Below are 25,973 nucleotides of genomic sequence, written 5' to 3'. Positions count from 1 at the left end.
GCTCCTCCGGAGGCCAGAATGTTCGAAATCACGGACAGTGTGCGAGTGATCGACCAGACGTTAGAGGCGCCGCGGAGGGGCGTCAACGGTGTGGACGGGATCGGCCGCCCTTGTGTGCGGTCGCTCTCCGGCGGCCGGACCGGCCGCCGGGTGCGCTCGGGGTCACTTTCCGGCCGCGGACCGGCCGATCGACTCCACCAGCGGCAGCAGGCGGTACGGCACCCGTTCGCGCAGGGCGACCTCGGTGCGGGTGCGGACCACGCCCGGGAGACTGATGAGCTTCTGGATGACGTCCTCCAGGTGCGCGTTGTCCCGCGCCACCACCCGGGTGAGGAGGTCGCCGCCCCCGGTGATCGAGAACGCCTCGACGATCTCCGGCACGGCGGCCAGCGCGTCACCCACGTCGTCGAGGTGGCCCTGGGTGACCTCGATGTGCACGAACGCCAGCACCGGGTGACCGAGTGCCGCGGGGGAGAGGGACGGGCCGGTGCCGGTGACGACGCCCTCCCGCTCCAGCCGGTCGAGGCGGGCCTGGAGGGTGCCGCGGGCGATGCCCAGGACGCGCGCGTACTCGCGCGCGCTGGTACGCGGCTGCTCCAGCAGCAGGCGCAGGATGCGGGTGTCCAGCTCGTCCACGGCCACGGGGTGCCCGGCCTCCTCGGTCTGCATGCGGGCCTGCGATCTTCCCTCGACTGTACCAATGGCTCAGTGGTGCGCCCTGTGGGTGAGCCGTTCGATCCTGAACCGTTGGCCTCCTGATGGCCTTGCCGGTACGCAAGGTAATGAGCCATTGGCTCACCTCTGGAGCAGACACTTGAGCCAGTGGCGGCCTGGATGCTGTCATGGGGATATCGATGGCGCTGCGGACACCGCGGCGCCTTTTGCGTGCCGGTGTCACGGAGGGGTGGGAAGCAGTGCTGAAGAGGGTGTTCGTGGCTCCGGACCCGGGGCGGGCGCGGCTGCGGTTCGCCGCGCGGGCCGTCCTCGGTATCGGGTCGGCGGTCGTGGCGTGCGGCCTCGCCGGACAGTCCCTGGTCGGTGCCGTCACCGGCGGGCTCGCCGCGCTGCTCGCCCTGTTCACCGTCACCGACGCCACCGTGCGCGGCCAGGCGGTCACCACCGCGCTGCTGCCCGCCGTCGGCCTGCCCGTGCTGGCGGCCGCGGCCCTGCTGCACGACCACCCGGTGGCCCGCGACCTCACCTTCCTCGCCGTCGTCGGCGCGGGCGTGTACGCGCGCCGCTGGGGGCCCCGCGGGCACAGCCTCGGCGTGTTCGCGTTCATGATGTTCTTCGTCGCGCAGTTCCTGCACGCGACCGGCGGCCGGCTGCCCGAGCTGTGCGCGGCCGTCGTGCTGTCCGTGGCGAGCGCGGCGGTGGTGCGCTTCGGGGTCTGGTGCTACGAGCGCCGGCTGCCGCCCGCTCCCGTTCCCGCGCCGCCGGGCGGCCGCGGACTCGTCCGCGTCACCACCCGTCAGGCGGTCCAGGCCACGGCGGGCGCCGGCTTCGCCCTCGTCGTGGGCCAGCTGGTGTCGGGCCAGCGCTGGTACTGGGCCGTCGGTGCCACCTGGTGGGTCTTCGTCAACACCACCTCGCGCGGCGAGACCCTGGTGCGCGGCTTCCGCCGGGTCCTCGGCACGGTCCTCGGCATCGGACTCGGACTGCTCGTCGCCGTCCCCGTGAACGGCGCCGGCGTGCCCACGGCCGCCCTGGCCGCCGTCAGCGTCTTCGGCATCTTCTACACCGCCGCCGTCTCCTACACCTGGATGATGCTCTGGGTGACCCTGCTCGCCGAGCTGCTCTACGGACTCCTCGGCGTCCTCGACCCCGCCCTGCTGGCGCTGCGGGCCGCGGAGACCGGCGTGGGCGCCCTCGGTGCCGTACTGGCCGTCCTGCTCGTGCTGCCCGTCACCACCCACACCGTCACCGACGGCTGGATCCGGCGTGCCCTGCGCTGTGTCCACGCCTGCGCCGCGGAGGCCGCGGCACGCCTCGCCGGCGACCCGGAGGCCGACCCCGCCGCACGGGTCGCCGAACTCGAACAGCTCCTCGGCCGGGTACGGCTCTCCGTCGCCCCGCTCGTCCACCCGCTGAACCCCGTCCTCGTCCGCAAGCGGCGTGCCCGCCGGGTCCTGGCCCTGCTCGACGACTGCGCCCGCGAGATCCGCGGCCTGGCCGCGGTCGCCGCCGACCCCGAGGCCTCCCACGACGCCCGCCTCGCCGCCGCCTGCCGACGCGTGCAGGGCGCGGTGGAGGCGCTGACCGTGGGCGGGCCGGAGCGGGCCGCCCACGCGGAGTGCCCGCGGCCGAACCTCACGCACCCGCGGACCACCTCGTCCGCCGGCCGTCCGCCGGTGCCGCACGCCGACCGTCCGCCGGTGCTCTTGGCCGACGGTCTGCCGGTGCCGCACGCCGACCGTCTGTCGCTGCCGCACGTCGAACGCCCGCCGACGTGGTCCGCCGACCACCTCCCGTCGCTCGGCGGTGCATCCGCCCTCACGCACCTGGACGGTCTGGAACGGGCCCTGGCGGAGCTGGCCCACCCCCTGCGGGCCAGGCGGGAGGCGCCGCTGGTCGGCGCGTGAGGCCGCTTCCCCCGTGACCCCCATGACGCCCGTGGCCCCCGTGACCCTCGCGGGGCTGACGCCGGGTTCGGGCCGGATCCGGCGCCACGCCCGGACCACCGGTGCCCTCGACGTGCCCCGTATCGAGCCCCCGGTCGCGGGCCTGCGGAAACACCCGTCCCGAGCCTCTCGTTTGGTCTAGACCGCGCGAGGTCGGCTGCTACCGTCACCCCGGGACGGCGGTGACACGAGAGGGGACAGCGGTGGCGGAGGTCGGCAGACGGCCCGGGCGGGCGTTCATCGGTTCGTTCACCGCGGCCGGCGGGCCGGGGATCGTGGTGGCGGCCGTGGATCAGGACAGCGGTGCGCTGACCGTCCTGAGCAGGGCGAACGGCATCCCCGACCCCTCGTACCTGGCCCTGTCGCCGACCGGCGGCACGCTGTACGCGGTGAGCGAGACCGCAGAGGGCGCGGTGGTGGCGTACGGCGTGACCGGGGACGTCCCCGAGCAGGCGGGAGCACCCGTGCCGGTCGACGGCAGCGGCCCCACGCACCTCAGCGTCTTCGACGGCCACGTCCTGACCGCCAACTACGGGTCCGGCAGCGTCACCGCGGTGCCGGTCCGGGCGGACGGCACCCTGGCGCGGGCCGCCTCCGGTGTCCTGCGGCACAGCGGTTCCGGGCCGCACACGAAGCGCCAGCAGGGACCGCACGCCCACCAGGTCCAGCCGGACCCGACGGGGCGCTGGGCGGTCAGCGTGGACCTCGGGACGGACTCGGTACGGGTGTGCGACCTGCGCGACGGCAGCCCCCTGCTGCACCGGGAGGTCGCCCTGCGCCCCGGCTCCGGCCCGCGTCACCTGGCCTTCCACCCGGGCGGCTCGTACGCGTACGTCGTCAACGAACTCACGCCGAGCGTCACAACCTGCCGCTGGGACGCCCCGGACGGTTCGCTGAAGCCGCTGGTGGAGCTTCCCGTGCTGCCCGACGCGCCCGCCGGGGACGCCTACCCCTCGGGCATCGCCGTCTCGCCCGACGGCCGGTTCGTGTGGACGGCCACCCGTGGCGAGGACGTGCTGTCCGTGTTCGCCGTGGAGGGCGAGGGGGAGGCGCTGCGCCTGGTCGGCACCGTGCCGTGCGGGGGCCACTGGCCGCGCGCGCTCGCCGTCTCCGCGGGCTTCCTCTACGTCGCCAACGAGCGCTCCGGCGACGTCACCTGGTTCGCCCTCGACCCGGCCACGGGTCTGCCCCGCCGGGCCGGCTCGATCGACGTGGCGGCGGCCTCCTGCGTGGTGCTCGGCTGACCTGCGCCCGCTCACCCGCCCGACCGGGCGCACCGGGGACGTCGGACGCGGCGGATCACCGGCCGCCCCGCACGACGAAGGGCCCGCTCCTCACCCGGAGCGGGCCCTTTCGGCGCCCTGCGACGTTCTGCAACGATGCGACGTTCTGCATGCAGGTTCTGAGACGAACCGTGACGCGCCACGACGAACCGCGATGTGCCGCGCCGTGCCGTGGGCCCGTGCGTGCGGCGCACGGGCTGCCGGGGCGGTCAGCGGACCGGCGTCCCCTGCGGCTGCTGGGGGGCGATGCCCAGGGCCGTCGTGTACTTGGCCAGGGCGAGCTTGCCGATGGCCGGGTACGGGCCGAGGGCCTCGGCGGCGGGGCAGCTCGCTTCCTTGGCCGCCTCCTCGATGAGCGAGGCGTCGATCTCCGGGCCGATCAGGTACGGCGCCAGGGCCAGCTGCTGCGAGCCGGACGTGCGCAGCTGCTCGGCGACGGAGGCGATCGAGCCCTCCTGGTCGAGGGCCGCGGCCATCACCGGCACGGCGAGGCGCGCGGCGAGCAGCATGCCCGTGATGCCGGCGGCCTGCACGGCCTCGTCGCCGCCCACGGAGGCCAGGATGATGCCGTCCGCGGCGGTGGCCACCGTGAACAGGCGGGCGCGGTCCGCGCGGGCCAGGCCCGCCTCGGACAGGCGCACGTGCAGCGCCTCGGCGAGGAGGGGGTGCGGGCCGAGGGCGTCGGTCAGGTCGGCGGCGACCCGGCTGTCCATGACGGCCTGGCGGACCTGGCGCAGCAGTGCGCTGTCCGGCCCGGCCAGCAGCGGCACGACGACTGCGACGGGGCCGTCCGGCTCCTTGACGTCCAGCCCGGCGGCGACGGCCTGCTCGTAGCGGGCGGTGCGCTCCTCACCGGCGTACGCCAGCACGGACTGGAGGCTGGGGAAGTCGCTGTCGTCCCCGTCGAGGTACCCGATGCGCGCGTCGAGGCCGGGAAGCTCCGAGCGGGCGATGCTCACGATCTCCTCGGCGAGGCCGCGGGTGGCGGCGCTCGGCGTGCCCGGCACGGCGAGGACGAGCGCGGGCGCGCCCTCGGGAGCCGCCAGGGGCTCGGGTCGGCGGTGCCGCCCGGGCTGGCGGGGGCGCGGCATTCGTACAGGCAGGCCGGACGCGGGCCCAGTGGGGGAGCTCATGGCGCCGCATGTTACTGGCTTCCTGGGCTCCCCTGTTCGGGGAGGGTGCAGGTGAGCGGTATCCGTCCGCTTTTGTCTGATGAGTTACGTACGGATCAGAAGTGATCAGCGTGTTTTCCGGACGACTTGTCCGCGGAGGGGGCAATCCCCCTTTCGTGTCATGGTGTGCGGTTCACCACGTACAGCACGGTCTCGTCGTCCGGCAGGGTGAGCGCGCCCGCCGCCAGGTCGGTGGCGATCCGCATCGCGCCGTCCAGCGGATCGCCGGCGGCCGTTGTCCGCCGCGCGTGCGGCAGCCGCCGTGCCAGTTCCTCCTCCACGGGGGCGAGCAGGGCGTCGCCCAGCCGGAACAGGCCGCCGGTCAGGGCCACTCGGGGCTCCCCGCCGGTCGGGCAGACGGCGGCGGCCGCGTCGGCCATGTGCCGGGCGGCCGCCCGCAGGATGCCGGCCGCGACCGGGTCGCCCGGTGCGCACGCGGCGACCTGCGGCGCGAAGGAGGCGAGGACGGCCGGCCGGTCGGAGCGCGGGTAGAGCACGCCGGGCAGGCCGGGCATCGGTCCGAACCGCTCCTCGGCACGGCTGAGAAGCGGCACGGAGCCGCCGGGCCGGCCGTCGTGGGCGCGCAGGGCGGCCTCCAGCCCGGCCCGCCCGATCCAGGCGCCGCCGCCGCAGTCGCCCAGCAGATGGCCCCAGCCGTCGGCCCGGTGCCACGCCGTCAGGTCCGTGCCGAGGGCGATCAGGCCGGTGCCGGCCGCGACCACGGCCCCGGGCCGGCACCCGAGGGCACCGGCGTAGGCGGTGACGGCGTCGGAGGCGAGGGCGATGCCGCGCACGCCGAACTCCCGGGCGAGCGCGGCCGGGAGTTCGGCGCGCAGTGCCTCGCCCAGGGTGCCGAACCCGGCGGCGCCGACGGCCGCGGCGACGGGACGGTCGCCGCCGGTCTCCGCCGTCAGGGCCCGGACCATGGGCGTCAACTGCTCCATCAGATGTGCCGGGTCGATGCCCCGCGGGCCGGTGCGCACCGGTACCCGGGAGGAGCGGCGCGCCGGCGCGCCGCGTCCGGGGGTGCCGAGGGCGACCCGCAGCCCGGAGCCGCCCGAGTCCACGGCGAGGACGCCGGGGGACGGCCGCGGGCCGACGGCGTCGGTCACGGCAGGCGCCATTGCACGGGTCGACCGCCCTGACGGATCAACAGGTCGTGGGCGCGGCAGAAGGGGCGCGAGCCGAGGAAGTCCTGGTCCTCGGACATGGGTGACGGGTGTGCCGACTCCACCGCGGGAAGATCGCCGAGCAGAAGGCGTCGCAGATTGCGGGCGTCGCGGCCCCACCCCACCGCGTGCGCGAGGGCTCCGAGGTAGGGGTACCGGCGGCGAGAGGCTGACAGGCCGTGGCGACCATGGCGGAGTGGCTTGATCACTGGATGCAACAGGCTCCCCTCCCTCCCGGCGACCGGCTGGGCGATCTGCTCGACCGGCTCGGTGACCTCGACGAGGAGGAAGAGTAGCGCCGTGTGCCGCGTCCGCGCGTGCCGGGGGTCTGCGTTTGTGCGGGAGCCCGGTGTGTGCCAGTAGGGTGGCGCGCTGTGGCACCACGACCCTTGCATGAACTTGTTGAAGCAGGCTGGGCGAAGGCTCTTGAACCTGCGGCCGAACGTATCGCTGCGATGGGGGACTTCCTCCGGGCCGAGATAGCGGCCGGCCGGACCTACCTTCCGTCCGGAGCGAACGTCCTGCGGGCCTTTCAGCAGCCCTTCGACGACGTGCGCGTCCTGATCGTCGGCCAGGATCCTTACCCCACACCGGGCATGGCCATCGGGTTGAGTTTCGCGGTCTCGCCCGAGGTGCGTTCGTTGCCGGGAAGCCTGGAGAACATCTTCCGGGAGATGCACTCCGACCTCGGGCTGCCCAGGCCGTCGAACGGCGATCTGACGCCGTGGACGCAGCAGGGCGTGCTGTTGCTCAACAGGGCGCTCACCACGGCCCCGCGCAAGCCGGGCGCGCACCGCGGGAAGGGCTGGGAGGACGTCACCGAGCAGGCGATCCGGGCACTGGCCGCGCGCGGCAAGCCGCTGGTGTCCGTCCTGTGGGGCCGCGACGCCCGCAATCTGCGCCCGCTGCTGGGGGATCTTCCGGCGATCGAGTCGGCTCATCCTTCTCCGATGTCGGCGGACCGGGGTTTCTTCGGTTCACGCCCGTTCAGCCGCGCCAACGACCTGCTGCTGCGGCAGGGTGCCCAGCCGGTGAACTGGCAACTGCCTTAGAACGCGGCGCCGTTGAGTGCTGTCCTGTCGACGGTCGAGGTCCTGGTGACGAGGGGCGTAACGGCCTTGTGGAGAGGACGGCCGGCAGCCGTGCGCAGACTGGCTGCTGCGGCGGCGTCCGGCCGTTCCGCAGGTTCCTCGGACAGAGCTCGTCCAGGATCTCCTTCAGTGCCTCGGGTATCTCTTCGAGGTCCGGTCGGCCCGATGTGACGCGGTAGGCGTCCGTTCACGGGGCGGTCACGTCGACCGTTTGCCGAGGCGCCCACTCCCTCCTGGAGCTAGCGGTACCCGCGGGTGTCGGGACCCAGGCGGAGCTGGATGCCGTCATCGTCGTCGGGTCGGGGGTGTGGGGCTGTTCGGCAGCGAGATGCCGGGTTCTACAGCCCGTCCGGGTGCCCGAGCTGGGGTGAGTGAGAGTTTTTGGAACTGGTCGGTCCAGGCCCTACTCCAGTTCTGCCGCGCGTCTCTTGAGGTCCTCGGCGAACGCGTCCCAGTCGGGTCCGAAGCACAGCAGGTCCGCGGCCGCCTCCTGGAGCAGCTGCGGGTCGTCAGGACGTTGCAGGCAAGCCAGGCGGTAGGCGAGATTCCGGGCCCAGGGCGGCAGGGCCATCCAGTCCTCGGCAAGGACGTCCCGGAGCATGGCGAGGATCTCGTCGGCCGTCGCGAACGTGAGCTTCTCGACGTACTCACGGGCCGCTTCGTTGACCTGCTGACTGTCGGTGCCGTCGATCGCCTGGCTGAGGCTCCTGGCCGCGTGGGTCGGATCGGGCATCTATCGGTTCTCCTGACGGACTTCTTCTGGTACATCCCCAACACCGTCGAGCCGGGACACCGCGGTGACGACACGACGACCGGCTGGGGCTCCGTCGAGTACTCCACCGGCCTCGCCCGCGCCGCCGAGGAACACGGCTGGGGTGGGGCACTCCTGGGAACGGGATGGGGACGCCCGGACACCTTCACCGTCGCCACGGCGCTGGCCGCCCGGACCACCACCTTAAAGCCCCTGATCGCGATTCGCCCCGGCTACTGGCAGCCGGCTCACTTCGCCAGTGCGGCGGCGACACTCGACCAGCTCAGCCGCGGCCGGGTCCTGGTCAACATCGTCAGCGGACTGGACAACCTCGCCGCGTACGGGGACACCCACAGCGATCCCGCGCAACGTTACGCCCGCACCCAGGAGTTCCTCCATCTCGTACGACGCCTGTGGACCGAGGAGGACGTGACGTTCGACGGCGAGCACTTCCAGGTCGGCAGGTCCACCGTGGCCCCACGCCCGTACGTGACCGGCACGAAAGCGCATCCGACGCTCTACTTCGGCGGTGCGTCCGAGGCTGCCGAGCGGGTGTCGGCGGCGGAGGCCGACGTCCAGCTCTTCTGGGGCGAACCGCTCGACGGACTCGCCGAACGGATCGACCGGCTCCAGGCGTTGAGCGAGCAGGTGGGCCGCAGGCACCAGCCGCTCGAGTTCGGGCTGCGGATCACCACGCTGGTGCGCGACACCACGGAGGAGGCGTGGCGCGCGGCCGAGGAGAGGGTCGCGAGGATGGCGGCGGACGGAGGGAAGGAGCTGACCTGGGCGGGGGACCGCAGGACCGCCGTCGGACAGCGGCGGCTCTTCGACCTCGCCGCGCGCGGCGAGGTGCTCGACACCTGCCTGTACACCACGCCCGGCAGGTTCGGCGGCGGGGGAGCGGGGACCACCTGGCTGGTCGGCTCCGCCACCGACGTCGCCACGGCGCTGGACGACTACCGCAAGCTCGGCATCACCCACTTCGTCCTCTCCGACACCCCCTACCAGCAGGAGATCAGCCGCATCGGTGACCAACTGCTGCCCCGGCTGCGCTGACCGCGCAGCACGGCGTCCGTGGCGGCCGTCGGGTCCGCCCTCGGCCTTGCGGCAGGCGGCCTTGCGGTCCCGTGGTCCGGCGGCACATCATGGCCGTTGATCAATCGTCATGCCGAGCGATCCGGCTGGTCGCCGCCGCGGCCGCCACAGCCGTGATCCGCGCACTGCCGGGTACTTGAGCCAGGTCCGATGGGAGTCATGGTGAGGGCATCGCACGTCGGACCGGTCGCGGCTGTGCCGCCGGTCTGGACGAAGCGCCGGCACGTCGACCTGTGCCGGACCCACGCCGCGCTCTGTCGCTGACCGTACGCCCCGGTCTCCTGACCGCAGCCCCGTGTGCGCCCGTGATGCCCGGCCGGGCTTGATCGCGCGTGCACGGGTGTCCGCTCATCCCTGAACAGGCTTCCTCCCCCAAGAAGCCGCGCCACCGGAGAAAACCGCCCCACCGGAGAAAGCTGCCCCACCGGAGAAAGCTGCCCCACCAGAAAAAGCCGTACCCCGAATGCCACCGACATCGATGAGAACGGACGAGTAGTGAGCGCACAGCAGCCCAGAACGCTGAAGACCGTGACCGGAGCCGGTGGGACGTCGGAGACGTACGACCTGGCGATCGACCCGATCCGCTCCACTCTGGACACCGCCGTGCGGGTGGCGAAGCTCGCCGAGGCGGCACGGTTCGACGCGCTGTTCACCGCCGATCTGCTCAGGTTCGACGCCCAGGGCGCGATCGGCTCGCAGGAGCCGCTGGTCTTCGTCTCGGCGCTGAGCCAGGTGACCTCGCGGATCGGTCTGATCGCGACGGTGTCGAGCACCTTCCAGCACCCGTTCAACCTGGCTCGACTCTTCGGCACCCTCGATCACGTCAGCAACGGGCGGGCCGCCTGGAACCTGGTGACCTCCTCGGTCGGTGAGGAGAACTTCGGTGCCGGCGAGCTGCCCAGCCCGGAGGAGCGCTACGCGCGCGCCGCAGAGACACTGGACGTGGTCAACGCGCTGTGGGACAGCTGGGAACCCGGCGCGCTGACGGTCGGTGCGGACGGGAAGGCGGTGCTGCGGCGCGACCGGGTGCACCCGATCCACCACTCCGGCCGGTTCTTCACCGTGACCGGTCCGCTGAACATCCCGCCGCTGCCGCAGCGGCGCCCGGTGCAGATACAGGCCGGGCAGTCCGCGGCGGGGATGGCGCTGGGCGCCCGCTACGCGGAGATCGTGTTCACGTCGCTGCCCACCCTTGACCACGCGCTGGACTTCACCCGGAAGATCCGCGACCAGGCCTGGAGCCTGGGACGGGCCGACGGGCTGCCGCTGATCCTCAGCTCGTTCCACGCCACGTACGGCGCCACCGAGGAGGAAGCGAAGCGGCTCGTACGCGAGAAGCGGGAGTCGATCGACTTCGAACGCGGCCGTGCCCAGCTGGCCGACATGCTCGGCGGCGGAGTCGACCTGTCGGAACTTCCGCTCGACGCGACGCTGCCGGAGAGCCTGCTGCCCGACGTGGCGTCGGTGAACGGCCGCCGTGGCCGGGTCGACATCTTCACCGGCTACGCGCGACAGGGCTACACGCTGCGGGAGCTCATCATCGCGGCGCAGGACACCGGACACTGGGCCGCCGCGGGAACACCCGAGCAACTCGCCGACGCCGTCGAGGAGCGCTTCCGCGCAGGCGTCCTGGACGTCATCCTGCTGGGCGGTCTCGCCGACCCGCGCCAGCACGACTTCGTCGTCAACGGTCTCCTGCACGAGCTGCGCAAACGGAAGATCGTCGCCGCCGACTACACCGGCCCCACGCTCCGCGAGAACCTCGGACTCGAACTGCCGGCCCACGACGCCGCACCTGCCCGGGGCTGACCCGGACCGAGAGTCGGCCCGACCGCCGACGGCGTCCGGGACCGGCCGGGTCTCGGGCCGACCGGCCGCGTCCCGGCACCTGGGCCGGTCCGTCCCGTGGGCGCCTGGCACGCCTGGCACACCCGGTCCGACGCACTTGCCGGCCCGCGCCACGGACACGGCGGGCCGCACCCGGCCGGACGCCGCTGAGTGGACCTTCTCCTTCCCTGTCGACAGCGAGACCGGTGGACCTGGAAAGGTCCGGAAAGGAACGGCATGGCCTCCCCGAACGACGATCTTCTGGCGACCATCAAGGCCGAGCGGGAGATCTACCGGACCTTCTACAGGTTCTTCCGGCTGGTGGACACGGGCCGGTACGAGCAGCTCGTGGAGTGCTTCACGAAAGACGCGCTGATCGAGTACGACGTGATGCCCGGGCCCACCCAGCGCTTCCACGGGCGCGGCGAGTTCGCCGCCTTCATGTCCGCGGGCCGGACCGGCCGGCACGAGCCCACGGTCGCGCACGTCGTGGGGCAGACCCTGATCGAATGGACCGACGGGCGGCCCCACCTACAGGCCTACGCCACGGTGTGGCACTGGAGCGCCACCCGCACGGCGGACGGGCGGCACCGGCCCGCGGACTGGACCGTCGTGGGGCTCGTCGAGGACGACTTCGAGCAGGAGGACGGCCGCTGGCTGATCAGCCGCCGCCATGTGGAGCCCGTCGCGGGACTTGTCGCGGCCGGCCAGGGACCGTTGTAGCTCCTCAGTCGATCCCGGACCGTTCCACGCCCGCCACGATCCACCGCTGGAAGCACAGGAACACGACCAGCAACGGCAGGATCGACACGGCCGCCGCGACAAACAGCTCGTGGAGCCTGACGACCTGGGACGTGGTGAAGGAGGACAGCGCCACCCGCACCGTCCAGGCGTTACGGTCCTGCCCGATCACCAGCGGCCACAGGAAGGAGTTCCACGCGCCGATGAACACGATCGTCCCGACGGCGGCGAAGACGGGCCGCGCGTTCGGCACGACGATCAGCCAGTACGTCCGCCAGTAACCCAGCCCGTCTACCTGCGCCGCGTCCTCCAACTCCTTGGGGAATCCCAGGAAGTACTGCCGGAAGACTAAGCAGGCGAAGGCCGGGAAAAGCATCGGGACGATCAGCCCCCGGTAGGTCGAGATCCAGCCCAGCGACGACACAAGCACGAAGCTCGGGACCGGCTCAGGGTCCTTCGGTCGGCGCGGGCTGCGTGCGCGGGCGGAGGCCGACACCTCGTTCCGTGCTGAGGAGGGCCTCCTGCCGTACGCGGGGCGGCGATCGACCGGTGGCCAAGGCCGGGCGGCCGGCTCACGGCGCCGGCCGGGTTCACCCGACCACCGCGGCGCGCACGCACAGCACGTCGGGCAGGTGGGAGGCCAACTGCCGCCAGCTGTCCCCGTCGTCGGCCGACGCGTACACCTCGCCGTTGCGATTGCCGAAGTAGACGCCCGCCGGGTCCGCGTCGTCCGTGCAGAGCGCGTCGCGCAGCACGGTGCCGTAGTGGTCCTCCTGCGGCAGTCCCGCCGACAGCGGCTCCCAGCTCCTGCCCGCGTCCGCCGTACGGAAGACCCGGCAGCGGTGGCCGGCGGGCACCCGGTCCGCGTCGGCGTTGATCGGGAAGACGTACGCCGTGTCGCCCCGGCGGGGGTGTGCGGCGGCGGCGAATCCGAAGGTGGAGGGCAGTCCCTCGCCGATGTCGGTCCAGTGCGCGCCCGCGTCGTCGCTGCGGTACACGCCCCAGTGGTTCTGCAGGTACAGGCGGTCGGCGGTGACGGCGTCCCGCGCGACCTTGTGCACGCACTGCCCGAACTCGGGGTCCGGGTCCGGCAGGAACACCGCGGAGACACCGGAGTTGGACGCTGTCCAGCTCACGCCGCCGTCGGTGGTGCGGAACACGCCGGCCGCCGACACGGCCACCGTCACCGCCTTCGGGTCGCGCCGGTCGGTGAGTACCGTGTGCAGCCCCTCACCGCCGCCGCCCGGCACCCACCGGGAGCGCGTCGGGTGCTCCCACAGGGGGCGGACCAGCTCGAAGCTCTCCCCGCGGTCCTCGGAGCGGTACAGCGCGGCCGGTTCCGTGCCTGCGTACACCACGTCCGGCTCGGCGGCCGCCGGGTGCAGCTGCCACACCCGCTCCAGCGAGGCCTCGGTGTCCGGCGGGAACTTCACGGCCGGTCGCGCCGGTTCGGTCCAGGTCCGGCCGAGGTCGTCGGAGTGGAACACCGACGGCCCCCAGTGGGCGCTGTCACCACCGGCCAGGAGCCGCGGCCGGTCACCGCGCGTGTCGATGGCCACCGAGTAGATCGCCTGCGCGTTGAAACAGGGGGATGCGTCGAACTCCCATGTGCCCGCGCGCCTGCGCCCGATGAACAGGCCCTTGCGCGTGCCCACGGCGAGCAGTACCTCGGTCATGCCGGTCACCTCCGCTGTGCTCCGACGGGACGGCGCTGTCCCAGCCACCGGCCAGTCTGCACCCCACCACTGACAGTCACCTCCGGAAGCGGCGTCGCCGCAGGTCACACCGGCGGTGGCGGCCCCGGGACGACGCCCGCCGGGAGAGCACGTGGCGCCGTTCTGGAGAGGAGACTCCGCTTCGAGGGGCACGGCCTGGGCGAGGCACGGCTTGGGTGCGGCTTGGGTGCGGTGGTGCGGGTGGTGCTTGCGGTGCGGATGGTGCCGGTGGTGCGGCCAGTGTGGGCGGCGGCAAGGTGATACAGGTGGTGCGGGCGGTGTCAGTGCCCGTCCGTCAGTGCCCGTTCCGCCCGCGTATCCGGCGACGCGTCCGCCTCGGCGGCCGCCGGGCTGCTCTCGCCGGGCAGGTGGTTGAAGAGCAGGTTCAGTACGATCGCGGTCACACAACCCGCGCTGATCCCGCTGTTCATCACCGTCTGGAACCAGTCGGGGAACTTCTCGTAGAGCGTCGGGACGCCGACCGGCAGCACGCCCATCGCCACCGACACGGCCACCACCGTCAGGTTGTGGTTGCCCCTGAAGTCGACCTCGGCCAGGGTGCGCAGCCCGCTCGCCGTGACCGTGCCGAACATGACCAGGCCCGCGCCGCCCAGGACGGGCGCCGGGATCGCCGCGACCACCGCGCCCAGCTTCGGCAGCAGACCGAGCAGGACGAGGATGCCGCCGGCCGCGGCGACCACCCAGCGGCTGCGCACCCGGGTCATGCCGACCAGACCCACGTTCTGCGCGTACGCCGTGTACGGGAAGGTGTTGAAGACACCGCCGAGGACGGTCGACAGGCCGTCGGCGCGCAGGCCGTCCGCGAGGGAGCGCGGCTCCACCTTGCGGCCCGTCATCTCGCCGACCGCGATCAGGTCACCCGTGGTCTCGGTCATCGTCACCAGGGCCACCACCAGCATCGAGATGATCGCCGACGCCTCGAAGACGGGCGCCCCGAAGTGGAACGGCGTGCTGATCCCGACCCAGTCGGCGTCCGAGACCCCGCCGAAGTCCGTGAAGCCGAAGGGGACGGCGACCGCGAGGCCCACCGCTATGCCGATCAGCACCGCCACCCGGCTGAGGAAGGCGGGCGCGAACCGCTGCACCCCGAGCACCACCGCCAGCACGAACGCGGCGAGCGCGATGTTCCTCGGCTCCCCGAAGTCCTCCGAACCGGCGCCGCCCGCCACCCAGTTGCCCGCGACCGGCAGCAGCGAGATGCCGATGACCAGGATCACCGTGCCGGTGACGAGCGGCGGGAAGAACCGGAGGAGCCGGCCGAACACCGGTGCCAGCAGCACGATCGCGAGTCCCGCGACGATCACCGAGCCGTAGATCGCGGGCAGTCCGCCGCCCGTCGTCCCGATCAGCACCATCGGCGACACGGCCGCGAACGTACAGCCCTGCATGATCGGCAGCCGTACGCCGAAGCGCCAGAACCCCACGCACTGGATGAGCGTGGCGATGCCGCAGATCAGCAGGTCCGCCGTGATCAGGTACGCCAGGTCGGCGGGCGACAGCTTCATCGCCCCGCCCACGATCAGCGGTACGGCCACCGCGCCGGCGTACATCGCGAGCACGTGCTGGAGGCCGAAGGCGGCCAACTGCCGTGCGGGGGGCACTTCGTCGACGGGGTGGACGGGTGGGGTCGTGGACATGGGCACTCCAAGGCGGCGAGGGAGGGCGGGCTTGAGGGGGTGGCGACATCCGGACAGCACGAGACCGTACGAGCCTTAAACAGTTTGTTGATTTCACGGGTGTTGCCGGTGTGTGTCCTGCCCACCGGACCCGGCCGCGCCCGCCGCCGCCCGCAGGGCCGCCCAGTCCGGCAACTTCACCACGCCCCGCCCCAAGGAGGCCCCCAGCTCCGCCTCGGCGCGCTCGATGGCCAGCCATCCCGCCCACTCGACCGGCTCCGCCCCGGCGGCCCGCAACAGGGCGAGCGGCTCCCCGAGTTCCCGCCGCAGCAGGGCGGGGGCGTCCTCCACCAGGGACGTCACCGTCTCCTTCGCGCACGGCCGGTTGGTGCCGATGACACCCGTCGGGCCCCGCTTGATCCAGCCGGCCACGTACTCGCCCGGCGCCACGGCGCCGTCGCGCAGCACCCGTCCGGCGAGATGCGGCACCGTACCCCGCTCCGCGTCGAACGGCAGCCCCTCCAGCGGCACTCCGCGGTAGCCCACCGACCGCAGCACCAACTGAGCGTCGACGTCCTCGTGCACGCCGGTTCCCGTCACCCCGCCGAGCCCGTCGGGAGCGGTCCGTTCGCAGCGCACCGCGCCCACCCGGCCGCCGGCCGCGAGGAGTTCGACGGGCCGCAGGAAGAAGCGCAGGCGGATCCGGCGCCGCAGGCCCCGTGGCGGCGCGGCCGCCCAGCCGCGCAGCACCTCGATGTTGCGGCGCTGCGCCGCCGGCAGGGCGGACGGGTCGCGGTACGCGGGGTCCAGCGCCAGCTCCGCCTCGTCGACCACCACGTCGGTGTCCGGCAGACCGCCCAGCTCCCGCAACTCCTTGGTGGTGAACCGCGCCTGCGAGGGACCGCGCCGCCCGACCATGTGGATCTCGGTCACCTCGCTCGCGGCCAGGGCCGTCAGCGCCGCCTGAGGCATGTCGGTGGGGGTCAGCTCCGCCGCGCCCCGGGCCAGGATCCGCGTGACGTCCACCGCGACGTTCCCCACGCCGATCACCACGGCCGAGCGGGCCCCCGGCAGGCAGCCGTCGACGACGGCGTCCGGGTGGGCGCTGTACCAGGCCACGAAGTCGGTCGCCGACCAGCTGCCGGCCAGGTCCTCCCCGGGGATCCCCAGCCGCCGGTCCGCCGCGGCGCCGACGCAGTACACGACCGCGTGGTACACCTCCCGCAGCCGCTCGACGGGCACCCCGCCCGCCCCGACCCGCACCCCGCCGAGGAAGCGCACCCGCTCGTGCTCCAGCACCGTGCGCAGGTTCTGCTGGAGCGACTTGATCTTCTCGTGGTCCGGGGCGACGCCGTACCGCACCAGCCCGTACGGGCACGGCAGCCGGTCCAGGACGTCCACGAGCACCTCGGGGTCCTGCTGGACCAGGCTCTGGGCGGTGTAGACCCCACTCGGCCCGGAGCCGACGACGGCGACACGGAGCACGGCCGAACTCCTTACCCCCGGCAGGCGCAGGAGAGCGCTGACGCTTCCAGCATGGCACCGCTGCCGCCGCGCTGACAGGTGCCGGACGCCGGGGACGCGTGCGTGCCGTTCCGCAAGGGGAGCGATCACGCGGTCACGCTGCGTGCGGGCTGGGCGGGTCGTTTCCGCGCGGCAGGCGGCAGGCGGCAGGCGGCAGGCGGCAGGCGGCAGGCGGCAGGTGGCAGGCGGCAAGCGGCAGGCGGCAGGCGGCACGGGGGCACGGGGGCGCGGGCCACAGGGCGGCTCGCTTCTTCGGCGAGGGCGTGCGGGACCGGCCGGTCCCGTCCCCGTGGCCCGGCCGGTCCCGTCCCCCGTCGGCCCGGCCGGGCCGACGAGGCACGGCCGGCGGGTCACAGCATCGCCCTCATCCGCGTGATCTCCGTCGTCTGTTCCGCCACCACGTCGTCCGCCATCTCCTCGACGCGGATGTTGTTCCCCTGCGCCTTGACGTCCGCGGCCATGGTGAGCGCGCCCTCGTGATGGGTGATCATCAGGGTGAGGAAGAGCTCGTCGAAGGTCTTGCCGCGGGCCGCCCGCAGCTTCCCCATCTGCGCCTCCGTGGCCATCCCGGGCATCGCGGCGTGATCGTGCCCGCCGTCCGCCGTGCTTCCGCTCCCGGCGGTGCTTCCCGCGCTCGCGCCGTCGGCCGTGCTCCCGTCGTCCTCGCCGTGGACCGACAGCCAGCTCCGCAGGGCCTCGATCTCCGGCCCCTGGGTGGCGGAGATGCGCGAGGCCAGGGCCTTGACCTGCGCCGAGTTCGCCTGCTTCGGTGCGAGAGCGGTCATCTCCAGGGCCTGGCCGTGGTGCTCGATCATCATGCGGGCGAAGGAGACGTCCGCCGAGTTCGGGGTGTCGTCCTCGGCGCGCTGCTCCGCGGCGTCCTCGGCGGACAGTGTGCGGTTCTCCTCGCCCGGCTTCCCCGGCACGATCACCGAGGGGCCGCCCGCCCCTTCGGGCGTGCTGTCCGTCCCGGAGTCGCAGCCCGCGAGGACGAGACAGCCCGCGAGGACGAGCGCCGGCAGCGAGGCACGGGTGAGGGACGCGCGGCGGAAGAGCACAACGACCTCCAGTCGTGGCGGGTCTGACACCCTGTCGGGACCGGACAGGGGCATGCGTGACCGTCCTAGCACGATTCCTGTCCCGGCCGGCCACGGACCTTCGTGACGAGTGTGTTTCCAACTCTTGATATGTGCATGATGAAGACGATACTTCGGAGGACCGTGAACCGTTCCCCGTGAACGGCAGCAAGGGAGGAAGCAGTGACCCTGTTGAACGATCCCCGAAGGCGGCGCAGACGGCCGGCGGCCGTCGTGGCCTGTGCCGGCATCCTGGCCGCACTGCTCACGGCGGTCCCGGCGGCCGCGACCCCCGACCCGGGGGACGGCCCGGCCGCGGAGCCCAAGGTGTCCCAGGACGTGCGGGCCGAGGTGGCCGAGGCGATAGCCGAGGGAGAGGTGCCGGGACAGGACGAGATCGTCCACTCCGCCAACATCGAGCACCTCGCCAACGTGCCCAAGGACGCGCTCAGCAGCCTCAACTCGGACATCGCCTTCCAGGGCAGGTACGCCTTCGCCGGCAACTTCGACGGCTTCCGCGTCTTCGACATCAGTGACCCGAAGTCCCCGAAGACCGTCGCCCAGGTGCTCTGCCCGGGCTCGCAGAACGACATCTCCGTCTCCGGGAACCTGCTCTTCCTGTCCACCGACTCCTCGCGCAGCGACAGCAGTTGCAACAGCACCACGCAGCCCGCGACCGAGAAGTCCTCCTGGGAGGGCATGAAGATCTTCGACATCAGCGACAAGCGGAACCCGCGGTACGTCGCCGCCGTCGAGACCGCCTGCGGCTCGCACACCCACACCCTGGTGCCCGAGCGCAAGAACGTCTACGTGTACGTCTCCTCGTACTCGCCCAACGCCGCCTACCCCGACTGCCAGCCCCCGCACGACGGCATCTCGATCATCAAGGTGCCGCGCAAGGCGCCGGAGCAGGCCGCGGTCGTGAACTTCCCCGTCCTCTTCCCCGGTGAGGGACCGGACGGCGGCGGCAACCCGGGCGGGCCCACCAACCCGGGCGTCTCCAAGACGACCGGCTGCCACGACATCACGGTGCTCCCGGAGAAGGACCTCGCGGCCGGCGCCTGCATGGGCGACGGCATCCTGTTCTCCATCGAGGACCCGGAGAACCCGAAGGTCATCGACCAGGTCCAGGACAACGTGAACTTCGCGTTCTGGCACTCGGCGACCTTCAACCAGACGGCGGACAAGGTCGTCTTCACCGACGAACTGGGCGGCGGCGGCGCGGCCACCTGCACCCCGGAGATCGGCCCGGAGAAGGGCGCCGACGGCATCTACGACATCGTCGGCAAGGGCGACCACCGCAAGCTCGTCTTCCGCAGCTACTTCAAGATCGACCGGCCCCAGGCGGCCACCGAGGTCTGCGTGGCGCACAACGGCTCACTGATCCCGGTCAAGGGCAAGGACCTCATGGTCCAGGCCTGGTACCAGGGCGGCATCTCCGTCTGGGACTTCACCGACTCCGCCCACCCGAAGGAGATCGCCTACTTCGAGCGCGGCCCGGTGAACACCGAGCAGCTGACCACCGCCGGCTCCTGGTCGGCGTACTACTACAACGGCTACATCTACTCGAACGACATCGCCAAGGGCCTCGACGTGCTGCGGATCGACGACCGGCGCACGGATCCGGCCCAGCGGGTCCGCCTGCCCGAGCTCAACGTGCAGACGCAGCCGGACTACTTCGGCTGATCGCCGGCGGGTCGTCCCGTCGCGAAGAAGCGGGACAGGTCGCCGTCACCGTTCCCGCCGGGCGCCTCGGCGTCCGGCGGGAACCCCTGCTTCCAGTCGAGCCGGTAGCGGGTGAACAGCTCGGCCCGCACCCGGGCGAGCGGTGTCCCCGCGGCGGGCAGCACCATCGCGTAGACGGAGCCCATCAGCAGGGCGCGCAGCACGGGGTAGTCGGCGTCGACGTCCCGCGATCCGTGCCGTGCCACGGTGTCCCGCAGCAGCTCCGCGAGCCGCCGCTGATCCGTGCACGGGACGAAACCCTCCGCCTGGAGCAGCCCCGCCATGTGCTGGCGCATCAGCACCGTCCGGTCCCGCGCCAGGCCCAGGACGGCGTCGATGGCCCGCGCCATGCGCTCCCGGCCGTCCTCCGTGCGCGGCTCCCGCTCCAGCGCCTCCTCCAGCGTGCGGTGCATCAGCCGGTGCACCGCCGACTGCACCAGCCGGCGCTTGCCGGGGAAGTAGTACGACACCAGTCCGCGCGCCGAGCCCGCCCGGTCCGCTATGTCGCCTAGCGTCGTCGCCTCGTACCCGCGCTCGCTCACCAACTCGACGGCGGCGTGCAGCAGCCGCTCCCGGGAACGCCGCCGCAATTCTTCATTGACCGAGGCGCTGCGCGGGGACATGCTGTAACTCCTGCGTTGACTGGCCGACAGCCAACTATACTCAGCGCATCCGCGCCGGTTCCGTGCGTGAGCCGGGCCGGGCGGCCGTCTGCTCTGGGCGACACGGGGGATCGTCCAGAGTCGGCGGGCTCCCCGCCGAGGGGCCCGCGGGCACCGGCCCCGGGCCCGCGGCGGGCGTGGGCCCGCGCGGTCTCAGCCGACCAGATCCAGCACCGGCCGCAGCCCGTCCGGCCGTTCCGCCGCCGGCAGGTGGTCCACGAAGTGCACCGCGCAGCCGAGCGCCGCCGCCCCGCCGTCCGCGCGCCGGTCGTCGCCCACCATCAGCGTCGTCCGCGGATCGGTACCGAGCGCCTCGCACGCCGTCGCGAACAGCCGCGGGTGCGGCTTCTGCACGCCGTGCTCGTACGACAGCACGTACGCGTCGACGAACGGATCGAGGCCGTGCTCGCGGAACACCGGCCTGAGGTCCCAGCCGATGTTGCTCACCACGCCCACCCGGATCCCGCGCTCGCGCAACGCGCCCAGTACGGGCGGGGCGTCGGGGTACGGCGCCCAGGCGGCCGGCGTCATGTGCCGGTCGTACAGCGCGTCGTGGAGCGCCGGATCGGGCAGCGGGACCTGACGGGAGAGCCCGGTGTACGCGGCCCGGTGCGCCTCGGCGCTCGTGTCCCGCACCCGCCACAGCCCGGCCAGTTCCTCGGGCACCCGGCCGGGCGGCGCGCCACCCGGCAGCGCACCGGCCGCCTCCAGCGCCCGCGCCGCGGCGGCCAGGTGCGTCCCGGTGAGTTCGGCGCCCGTCGCGTCGAGCACGGCCCGCAGCCACGACTCCGCGGACTCGATGCGGAAGAGGGTCCCGGAGAAGTCGAACAGCACGGCGGAGGTCATGGCACGGATCCTACGGACGCCCCGCGTCGACGCTTCCCCAACGGGGGAGCCCGGCGTCGCGGAACACGCAGGGACCGCCGGCCCGGTAGGGGCTCACGGCCGCCAGCGCAGGTGGGCCGCGATCGCCAGTGCCACCAGCGTCATGCCGAGGAGCCAGCCGCCGAGGACGTCCGAGGGCCAGTGGACCCCGAGCCACACGCGGGTCAGGCCCACGCCCGCCACCGAGACGACGGCCACCGCCACCGCCGTACGCCACACGGCGGGGCGGACGCCGTGGCGGTACAGGAGCCACAGCAGGAGGCCGAGGACGACCGTGGCCGTGAGGGCGTGTCCGGAGGGGAAGGCCGCGTAGTGGGCGGAGTCGACCGGGTCGGGCCAGCGGGGGCGTTCGCGGCCGACCGCGGCCTTGAGGCCCTGCTGGAGGACGGTGCCCACGGCCGACACCGTGACCAGCCACACCGCCGTCCACCACGCCGAGCGCCGCCACACCAGCCAGGCCGCGACCGCCGCGCACAGCAGCCGCATCGTCACCGGGTCCCAGACCCAGTCGCTGAGGATGCGGCAGACCCGGGTGAGGCCGTGCTCGGTGACGGCCCAGCGGTGTGTCGTGCGCGAGATGTCGCGGTCGGCGGAGAGCAGGGGGTGCCACTCGGCCCACACCGGGACCAGGAGCAGCAGGGAGCACAGCCCCAGGGCGAGGCCGGCGCGGACGGCGGTGCGGAAGGGCGACGGGGCGGGCGGGGAGTCGGCGGACGGGTCGTGCATGAGGTGATCCTTGCCGAACAGCGGCGTTCGAAGCCAACCCGCAAGGCGGCCCGCGACCCCGCGCCGGGTCAGCCCAGCGCCCGCAGCGCCGGCACCAGCGTCACCAGCACCGGGATCACGGGGACCAGCGAGGCCGCCGCCGTCAGCCGCAGCCGACGGGCCGCGGTGAGCCGGTCCGGGGGCGTGAGCAGCCTGTGCACGCGCTGCGGCACGTGCGCCCGCGGAGCGGGGGAGGGGCCGAACACGCCCCGGTCCTCGTTGAGTTCCACCAGCGCCAGCGCGGTCGTCAGCCGGCCGAAGCGCCGGGAGGCCGTGTCGTCGGCGGCGAGTTCGACCAGCCGGTGCATCTCGTCCCGGAACGCGGCGAACACCGGCACCTGCGGAAACCCGTTGGCCAGCGCGGACGAGCAGTGCAGCAGCCAGTCGTGCCGGGCCCGGGCGTGTCCCTGCTCGTGCGCGAGGACCGCGTCGAGCTGACGGCCCTTCAGGCGGCGCAGCGCGGCGGTGGTGACCACCAGCCGGGGTGCCCCGCCCGGCAGCCACCAGGCGTCGGGCCGTTCGCCCTCCAGGACCACGAGCCGCCCGGCCGCGGGCTCCTCGCCCGGCAACAGCGGTGCCCGCGCGTGCAGTTCGGCCCGTCGGCGCCGACGCCGGGAGCCTGCCCGCGCGACTTCCCGCGCCAGCATCGCCCCGCTCCACAGCCCGGCGCTCGCCAGGGCCACAGCGGTCGCCGCCGCCCAGGGGTCCGACGGGCCGAGGGCGTACGCCTCGACGACCGCGCGGGGGGCCGGCGCGAAGACGTGCCCGCGCACCGCCTGCCACGCCGCCGCCGCGCTCAGCGTCATCGACAGCGCGCAGCACAGCAGCACCGCCGCCACCACGCACTGCCACATCCACAGCGCGACGACCGGTTCCCGGTCCGGCCAGTCGGCCCGGGCGAGCGGCCGGGGGGCGACGACAGCGGTCAGCGCGCCGAGCAGCAGCAGGACCGCGGGGACCATCATGGGCAGCACCCTATGAGCGGCGCACCGCTCAGGGGTACGGCTTGTCACGGCAAGTGACGCAGGCCACCACCGCCCGACCCCGGCCCGACCCGGCCCGGAGGCGGCACGGTTCGTCGGGCCGGGGAGACCCGCTCCGGGAGTCCGCCGGACGGGCCGGATCCTCACATGGTCAGCAGCATGGCGAGCATCCCGATCCCCATCGACAGCCGGCAGGCCCGCGCCAGTTCGGGCCGGTCGCTCCAGGCGACGGCCCCTCCCGCCGCCGCCCCGGCGGGCAGCAGCCGCACCCCGGAGACGAGGACGTACCCGGCGAAGTACAGCAGCAGCACGCCCGTCAGCAGCGGGCTCCCGGCGCCGCCGTGGACGTGCCCGTCGGCGCCGGGGGAGGCCGCGGGGGCGGCGGCCATCACGACCGCCATGTAGACCATGGCCGAGGCGCCCACCAGGTGGTGCAGATGGTGGACGCCGCCGCGGGCCGCCCACAGGGCGTGCAGCGCGGCCGCGCCGAAGACCACCGTGTACGCCCCCCACGCCCACTCCGGCGGGGTGAACGCCGCCGCGGGCACCGCCATCACCGCCATGCCGAAGCCCATGAGCGCCTCGCCGCCCGCGGCCCGGCGCTGCTCGTCGTCCCTGCTGCGCATCCGCAGCAGGCAGTAGGCGCCGGTCGCCGCACACAGCGCGACCAGCAGCCAGCCGGGCGAAGCCGGTCCGTGCACGCGCACCTCCCCGGTCGACGGTCGGTCGAGGGATGCGATGCCCAGGACACGCGGTGCGCACGCGAGCGCAAGGGGGTACGCGGGGAGCGTTCGGCGGAGCACGCCGCCGGGTGACGGCCGTCACCTCTGATGTTTTACGAGTAAAACACATGCTAAATTAGTGCCCATGAGAAGTGCGACCCGACTCCCGCTCGCCGGTGTACTGCGCCTCGGCCGGCCCTCCGACATCTGGTTCAAGCCCGCGCTCAGCGTGGTCGCCGCGGTCGCACCGCCGAACCTGATCCTGCTGGCGCTCGGCCGCCTCGACCTGGCGATGTACACGATGGCCGGATCCCTGTGCGCGCTGTACGCCCACAACCGCCCGTACGCCGTCCGCGCCCGTGTCCTCGCCTGGGTCGTGCTGGGCATGACCGGCGGACTGGCCGTCGCCCTGCTCGGCGCCGCGCTCACCACGGACGCCGTCGTCCTCGTCACCGTCGGCGCCCTGCTCGCCGCCGCGCAGAAGGTGCTCTGCGACGTCACCCGCCTCGGCCCGCCGGGCAACGTCGTGCTCACCTTCATCACCTCCGCGTCGCTGTTCGCCCCCCAGACCCTGGGACAGATCCCCGGCCACCTGGGGCTGGCCCTCGCCGCGGGCGCCTGGTCCTGGCTCGTCGGCATGGCCCCCGGGCTGCTGCGCCCGCACGGCCCCGAGCGCCGGGCCACCGCCCAGGCCCTCGACGCGGCCGCCGCGTACGCCGCCACCCGCGGCACCGGCGACGGACACACCCGGGCCCGCGGCGTCGCGGCGGCCGCCGTCCAGGCCGCCTGGCAGACCCTGCTGTCGGCCCGCGAGGGGGAGACGAACCGCGCCCTCGAAAGGCTCGTGATCGGCGCCGAGGTGGCCCTCGCGGCCCCCGCCGACACCGACCCGGAGCGCCTGCGCACCTGGGCCCGCGCACTGCGCGGCACCGGCCGCGTCCCGTGCCCCGACGACCTCGTGTCCCCCGCCGGCCGCCCCGGGCGCAACGGCCCCGGCAGCCCCGGGACCGGCGGTCTCGGGGAGGACGACGAACTGCTCGGCGTCGACGTCGAGCGGGCCGCCGGACGGCCCCCGCTGTGGAGCCGCCTGTGGTCGCTCACCCCGCTCGCCCTGCGCACCGCCCTCGGCTGCGCCCTCGCCGGATACGCCTCCCTCGCCCTCGGCATCGGCCGCCCCTACTGGGCCCTGGTCACCGCCGCCTCCCTCTACCAGGCGAACCTCACCCTCACCTGGAGCCGCGGCGTCCAGCGCGTCGTCGGCAACCTCGTCGGGGTCCTCGCCTTCGCCGTGCTCGTCCCGCTCGCCCATCTCCACCAGGCCGCCCTGGTCCTGGTCTGCGTCGCGCTCAACTTCGGCGCGGAGGCGCTGATCGGCCGCAACTACTGGCTCGGCAGCGTCTGCGTGACCCCGATGGCCCTGCTCATCACCGAGTTCGCCCACTACCAGGACGCGAGCACGCTGATCACCGAGCGGGTCGTGGACACCGTCGTCGGCGCCCTGGTCGGCTTCGCCGCCGCGGTCGTCGTCACCAACCGCCGCGCCGGCGACCGCCTCGGACACGCCCTGACGGCCGCCGAACGCGCCCGCGAACGGGCCGCCCGCCTGCTCGCCGAGCCGAGTCCCGCCCCCGGCGCCCTGGAGTCCGCCCGCCGTGCTCTGGCCGCTGCCCTGGTCGACCTGCGCGCCACCGCCGACGCGGCGTCCGGCGAATGGTGGCAGCGGGCGCTGCCCCAGGAGAGGGTCGTCGCGGCCGAACAGTCCGGACACCGTACGCTCGCCGCTACGGTACGGCGCCAGGGACTCCTCCCGGCCCGGGACACCAGCACGAGAGCGGAGGGCGTACGGCCATGACGGCGACGCAGGGACGGCCTGCCGACGGGGACGGCGCAGCACGGGGACGGCCTGCCGGCGAGGACGGCCCGGCACGGGAACGGTCCGCCGCCGCCCGCCACGGGGGAACCGGGGAACCGGCCGGCGGCGACACCGTCGCCGCGGTCGTACGGCAGTGGCGGTCCGTCCGCCCGGACCTCGACACCGCCCCCATGGAGATCATCGGGCGCGTCAACCGCTGCGCGGCCCTGCTCCAGCAGGCCGAGGACGCCCCCCTGCGCCGGGCGGGTCTGAGCCGTCCCGAGTTCGACCTGCTCGGCGCGCTGCGCCGCACCGGTCACGAGCTGACGCCGGGCGACCTGGCCCGCGAGACCTTCTCGTCGGGCGCGGCCGTCACCAAGCGCCTCAAACAGCTGACCGAACGCGGCCTCGTGGAGCGCCGGGGCGACACCCGCGACCGCCGCGTCGCCCACGTGCGCCTCACCGACGCCGGCCGGGACCTGGTCGACGGCATCATGCCGGAGCAGCTCGCCTACGAGACCGCCGTCCTGTCCGCCCTCGACGCCGACCGGCAGGGCGAGCTGGCGGGACTGCTCGGGGACCTGCTGAGCCGCCTGGAAGGACACATGCAGGCGCTGCGGGTCTGACCGCCCGCGGGCCGACCGGCCGACGCCTTGACGGGGCCTCCCGGCGCTTGG

At 73.6% G+C, this 25,973-nt stretch carries 22 protein-coding genes and 2 pseudogenes; 9 read left to right on the top strand and 15 right to left on the bottom strand.

What is annotated here, in order from left to right; genetic code table 11:
- Positions 1-162: 162 nt before the first annotated feature.
- On the bottom strand, positions 163-642 hold the full coding sequence (locus ACFYWQ_RS15420) for an Lrp/AsnC family transcriptional regulator (protein WP_385062927.1): 480 nt from the start codon (positions 640-642) through the stop codon (positions 163-165).
- Positions 643-914: 272 nt separating this feature from the next.
- On the opposite strand from ACFYWQ_RS15420, the gene ACFYWQ_RS15415 reads away from it, so the two are divergent.
- Complete coding sequence (locus ACFYWQ_RS15415; RefSeq protein ID WP_389516583.1) at positions 915-2,582, top strand: FUSC family protein; 1,668 nt, start codon at positions 915-917, stop codon at positions 2,580-2,582.
- Between the two features lie 242 nt (positions 2,583-2,824).
- Positions 2,825-3,865: a lactonase family protein gene (locus tag ACFYWQ_RS15410; protein WP_389516581.1), complete on the top strand. Its 1,041-nt coding sequence runs from the start codon at positions 2,825-2,827 to the stop codon at positions 3,863-3,865.
- Positions 3,866-4,113: 248 nt separating this feature from the next.
- Here the strand turns inward: ACFYWQ_RS15410 and ACFYWQ_RS15405 are convergent, their stop codons facing one another.
- From ACFYWQ_RS15405 to ACFYWQ_RS15395, 3 genes and pseudogenes are all read right to left on the bottom strand, one after another.
- The gene (locus ACFYWQ_RS15405) at positions 4,114-5,037 is read right to left on the bottom strand and encodes a sirohydrochlorin chelatase (RefSeq protein WP_389516579.1); all 924 of its coding nucleotides are present in this window, start codon (positions 5,035-5,037) and stop codon (positions 4,114-4,116) included.
- A gap of 158 nt (positions 5,038-5,195) precedes the next feature.
- The gene (locus tag ACFYWQ_RS15400) at positions 5,196-6,200 is read right to left on the bottom strand and encodes an N-acetylglucosamine kinase (RefSeq protein WP_389516577.1); all 1,005 of its coding nucleotides are present in this window, start codon (positions 6,198-6,200) and stop codon (positions 5,196-5,198) included.
- Positions 6,185-6,364: pseudogene (locus tag ACFYWQ_RS15395) on the bottom strand (uracil-DNA glycosylase); the annotation flags it as partial. The gene ACFYWQ_RS15400 and the pseudogene ACFYWQ_RS15395, both read right to left, overlap by 16 nt.
- Before the next feature lie 255 nt (positions 6,365-6,619).
- Here ACFYWQ_RS15395 and ACFYWQ_RS15390 point away from each other — a divergent pair.
- On the top strand, positions 6,620-7,297 hold the full coding sequence (locus ACFYWQ_RS15390) for a uracil-DNA glycosylase (RefSeq protein ID WP_389516574.1): 678 nt from the start codon (positions 6,620-6,622) through the stop codon (positions 7,295-7,297).
- Between the two features lie 442 nt (positions 7,298-7,739).
- Here ACFYWQ_RS15390 and ACFYWQ_RS15385 read toward each other — a convergent pair whose 3' ends face one another.
- Positions 7,740-8,069: a hypothetical protein gene (locus ACFYWQ_RS15385; protein WP_389516572.1), complete on the bottom strand. Its 330-nt coding sequence runs from the start codon at positions 8,067-8,069 to the stop codon at positions 7,740-7,742.
- On the opposite strand from ACFYWQ_RS15385, the gene ACFYWQ_RS15380 reads away from it, so the two are divergent.
- From ACFYWQ_RS15380 to ACFYWQ_RS15370, 3 genes are all read left to right on the top strand, one after another.
- Positions 8,052-9,143 carry an LLM class flavin-dependent oxidoreductase gene (locus tag ACFYWQ_RS15380; protein WP_389516570.1) on the top strand — a complete coding sequence of 364 codons (1,092 nt, stop codon included), beginning with the start codon at positions 8,052-8,054 and terminating at the stop codon, positions 9,141-9,143. The two genes, ACFYWQ_RS15385 and ACFYWQ_RS15380, sit on opposite strands and share 18 nt — an antisense overlap.
- A 534-nt stretch (positions 9,144-9,677) precedes the next feature.
- Positions 9,678-10,991 carry an NtaA/DmoA family FMN-dependent monooxygenase gene (locus ACFYWQ_RS15375; RefSeq protein ID WP_389516568.1) on the top strand — a complete coding sequence of 438 codons (1,314 nt, stop codon included), beginning with the start codon at positions 9,678-9,680 and terminating at the stop codon, positions 10,989-10,991.
- A gap of 255 nt (positions 10,992-11,246) precedes the next feature.
- On the top strand, positions 11,247-11,732 hold the full coding sequence (locus ACFYWQ_RS15370) for a nuclear transport factor 2 family protein (protein WP_389516566.1): 486 nt from the start codon (positions 11,247-11,249) through the stop codon (positions 11,730-11,732).
- 4 nt (positions 11,733-11,736) lie between these two features.
- Here the strand turns inward: ACFYWQ_RS15370 and ACFYWQ_RS15365 are convergent.
- The 5 genes and pseudogenes from ACFYWQ_RS15365 to ACFYWQ_RS15345 all read right to left on the bottom strand — a co-directional run.
- Positions 11,737-12,192: pseudogene (locus ACFYWQ_RS15365) on the bottom strand (carbohydrate ABC transporter permease); the annotation flags it as partial.
- 148 nt (positions 12,193-12,340) lie between these two features.
- Positions 12,341-13,426, bottom strand: a complete 1,086-nt coding sequence (locus tag ACFYWQ_RS15360; protein ID WP_389516564.1) for a WD40/YVTN/BNR-like repeat-containing protein — start codon at positions 13,424-13,426, stop codon at positions 12,341-12,343.
- A 320-nt stretch (positions 13,427-13,746) separates the two neighbouring features.
- Entirely contained in the window at positions 13,747-15,123 is a 1,377-nt protein-coding gene (locus ACFYWQ_RS15355) for a nucleobase:cation symporter-2 family protein (RefSeq protein ID WP_389516563.1), read from the bottom strand.
- Between the two features lie 93 nt (positions 15,124-15,216).
- Positions 15,217-16,587: an FAD-dependent oxidoreductase gene (locus ACFYWQ_RS15350; RefSeq protein WP_389516560.1), complete on the bottom strand. Its 1,371-nt coding sequence runs from the start codon at positions 16,585-16,587 to the stop codon at positions 15,217-15,219.
- A gap of 389 nt (positions 16,588-16,976) precedes the next feature.
- Positions 16,977-17,684, bottom strand: coding sequence for a DUF305 domain-containing protein (locus ACFYWQ_RS15345; RefSeq protein WP_389516558.1), 708 nt, complete (start codon positions 17,682-17,684; stop codon positions 16,977-16,979).
- Positions 17,685-17,885: 201 nt separating this feature from the next.
- Here ACFYWQ_RS15345 and ACFYWQ_RS15340 point away from each other — a divergent pair, with 201 nt between their 5' ends.
- Positions 17,886-19,388, top strand: a complete 1,503-nt coding sequence (locus tag ACFYWQ_RS15340) for an LVIVD repeat-containing protein (protein ID WP_389516556.1) — start codon at positions 17,886-17,888, stop codon at positions 19,386-19,388.
- Here ACFYWQ_RS15340 and ACFYWQ_RS15335 read toward each other — a convergent pair.
- The 5 genes from ACFYWQ_RS15335 to ACFYWQ_RS15315 form a co-directional block, all read right to left on the bottom strand.
- Positions 19,376-20,050: a TetR/AcrR family transcriptional regulator gene (locus ACFYWQ_RS15335; protein ID WP_389516554.1), complete on the bottom strand. Its 675-nt coding sequence runs from the start codon at positions 20,048-20,050 to the stop codon at positions 19,376-19,378. The genes ACFYWQ_RS15340 and ACFYWQ_RS15335 overlap by 13 nt on opposite strands.
- 192 nt (positions 20,051-20,242) lie before the next feature.
- Positions 20,243-20,935, bottom strand: coding sequence for an HAD family hydrolase (locus ACFYWQ_RS15330; RefSeq protein WP_389516552.1), 693 nt, complete (start codon positions 20,933-20,935; stop codon positions 20,243-20,245).
- A 93-nt stretch (positions 20,936-21,028) separates the two neighbouring features.
- On the bottom strand, positions 21,029-21,700 hold the full coding sequence (locus ACFYWQ_RS15325; RefSeq protein WP_389516550.1) for a phosphatase PAP2 family protein: 672 nt from the start codon (positions 21,698-21,700) through the stop codon (positions 21,029-21,031).
- A 68-nt stretch (positions 21,701-21,768) separates the two neighbouring features.
- Positions 21,769-22,704 (bottom strand): M56 family metallopeptidase, encoded by a 936-nt coding sequence (locus ACFYWQ_RS15320; protein ID WP_389516548.1) that lies wholly within the window; start codon positions 22,702-22,704, stop codon positions 21,769-21,771.
- 161 nt (positions 22,705-22,865) lie between these two features.
- Positions 22,866-23,423 carry a DUF5134 domain-containing protein gene (locus tag ACFYWQ_RS15315; RefSeq protein ID WP_389516546.1) on the bottom strand — a complete coding sequence of 186 codons (558 nt, stop codon included), beginning with the start codon at positions 23,421-23,423 and terminating at the stop codon, positions 22,866-22,868.
- Positions 23,424-23,589: 166 nt separating this feature from the next.
- Here ACFYWQ_RS15315 and ACFYWQ_RS15310 point away from each other — a divergent pair, with 166 nt between their 5' ends.
- Complete coding sequence (locus tag ACFYWQ_RS15310; protein WP_389516544.1) at positions 23,590-25,296, top strand: FUSC family protein; 1,707 nt, start codon at positions 23,590-23,592, stop codon at positions 25,294-25,296.
- A complete protein-coding gene (locus tag ACFYWQ_RS15305) occupies positions 25,293-25,922 on the top strand; it encodes a MarR family winged helix-turn-helix transcriptional regulator (protein ID WP_389516542.1) in 630 nt (209 codons plus the stop codon). The genes ACFYWQ_RS15310 and ACFYWQ_RS15305 overlap by 4 nt, the downstream gene beginning before the upstream one ends.
- Positions 25,923-25,973 lie beyond the last annotated feature (51 nt).

The organism is Streptomyces sp. NPDC003247, assembly GCF_042888135.1.
Lineage (GTDB): Bacteria > Actinomycetota > Actinomycetes > Streptomycetales > Streptomycetaceae > Streptomyces.
The sequence above is the reverse complement of the archived record's forward strand: the minus strand, read 5'-3'. Positions and strand labels throughout refer to the sequence as shown.

What these genes read in the sequence shown, in the direction of transcription:
- ACFYWQ_RS15405 (WP_389516579.1), bottom strand. Translation starts at nt 5,037, where the DNA reads ATGAGCTCCCCCACTGGGCCCGCGTCCGGCCTGCCTGTACGAATGCCG.
- ACFYWQ_RS15400 (WP_389516577.1), bottom strand. Translation starts at nt 6,200, where the DNA reads ATGGCGCCTGCCGTGACCGACGCCGTCGGCCCGCGGCCGTCCCCCGGC.
- ACFYWQ_RS15385 (WP_389516572.1), bottom strand. Translation starts at nt 8,069, where the DNA reads ATGCCCGATCCGACCCACGCGGCCAGGAGCCTCAGCCAGGCGATCGAC.
- ACFYWQ_RS15370 (WP_389516566.1), top strand. Translation starts at nt 11,247, where the DNA reads ATGGCCTCCCCGAACGACGATCTTCTGGCGACCATCAAGGCCGAGCGG.
- ACFYWQ_RS15360 (WP_389516564.1), bottom strand. Translation starts at nt 13,426, where the DNA reads ATGACCGAGGTACTGCTCGCCGTGGGCACGCGCAAGGGCCTGTTCATC.
- ACFYWQ_RS15355 (WP_389516563.1), bottom strand. Translation starts at nt 15,123, where the DNA reads ATGTCCACGACCCCACCCGTCCACCCCGTCGACGAAGTGCCCCCCGCA.
- ACFYWQ_RS15335 (WP_389516554.1), bottom strand. Translation starts at nt 20,050, where the DNA reads ATGTCCCCGCGCAGCGCCTCGGTCAATGAAGAATTGCGGCGGCGTTCC.
- ACFYWQ_RS15330 (WP_389516552.1), bottom strand. Translation starts at nt 20,935, where the DNA reads ATGACCTCCGCCGTGCTGTTCGACTTCTCCGGGACCCTCTTCCGCATC.
- ACFYWQ_RS15325 (WP_389516550.1), bottom strand. Translation starts at nt 21,700, where the DNA reads ATGCACGACCCGTCCGCCGACTCCCCGCCCGCCCCGTCGCCCTTCCGC.
- ACFYWQ_RS15320 (WP_389516548.1), bottom strand. Translation starts at nt 22,704, where the DNA reads ATGATGGTCCCCGCGGTCCTGCTGCTGCTCGGCGCGCTGACCGCTGTC.
- ACFYWQ_RS15310 (WP_389516544.1), top strand. Translation starts at nt 23,590, where the DNA reads ATGAGAAGTGCGACCCGACTCCCGCTCGCCGGTGTACTGCGCCTCGGC.
- ACFYWQ_RS15305 (WP_389516542.1), top strand. Translation starts at nt 25,293, where the DNA reads ATGACGGCGACGCAGGGACGGCCTGCCGACGGGGACGGCGCAGCACGG.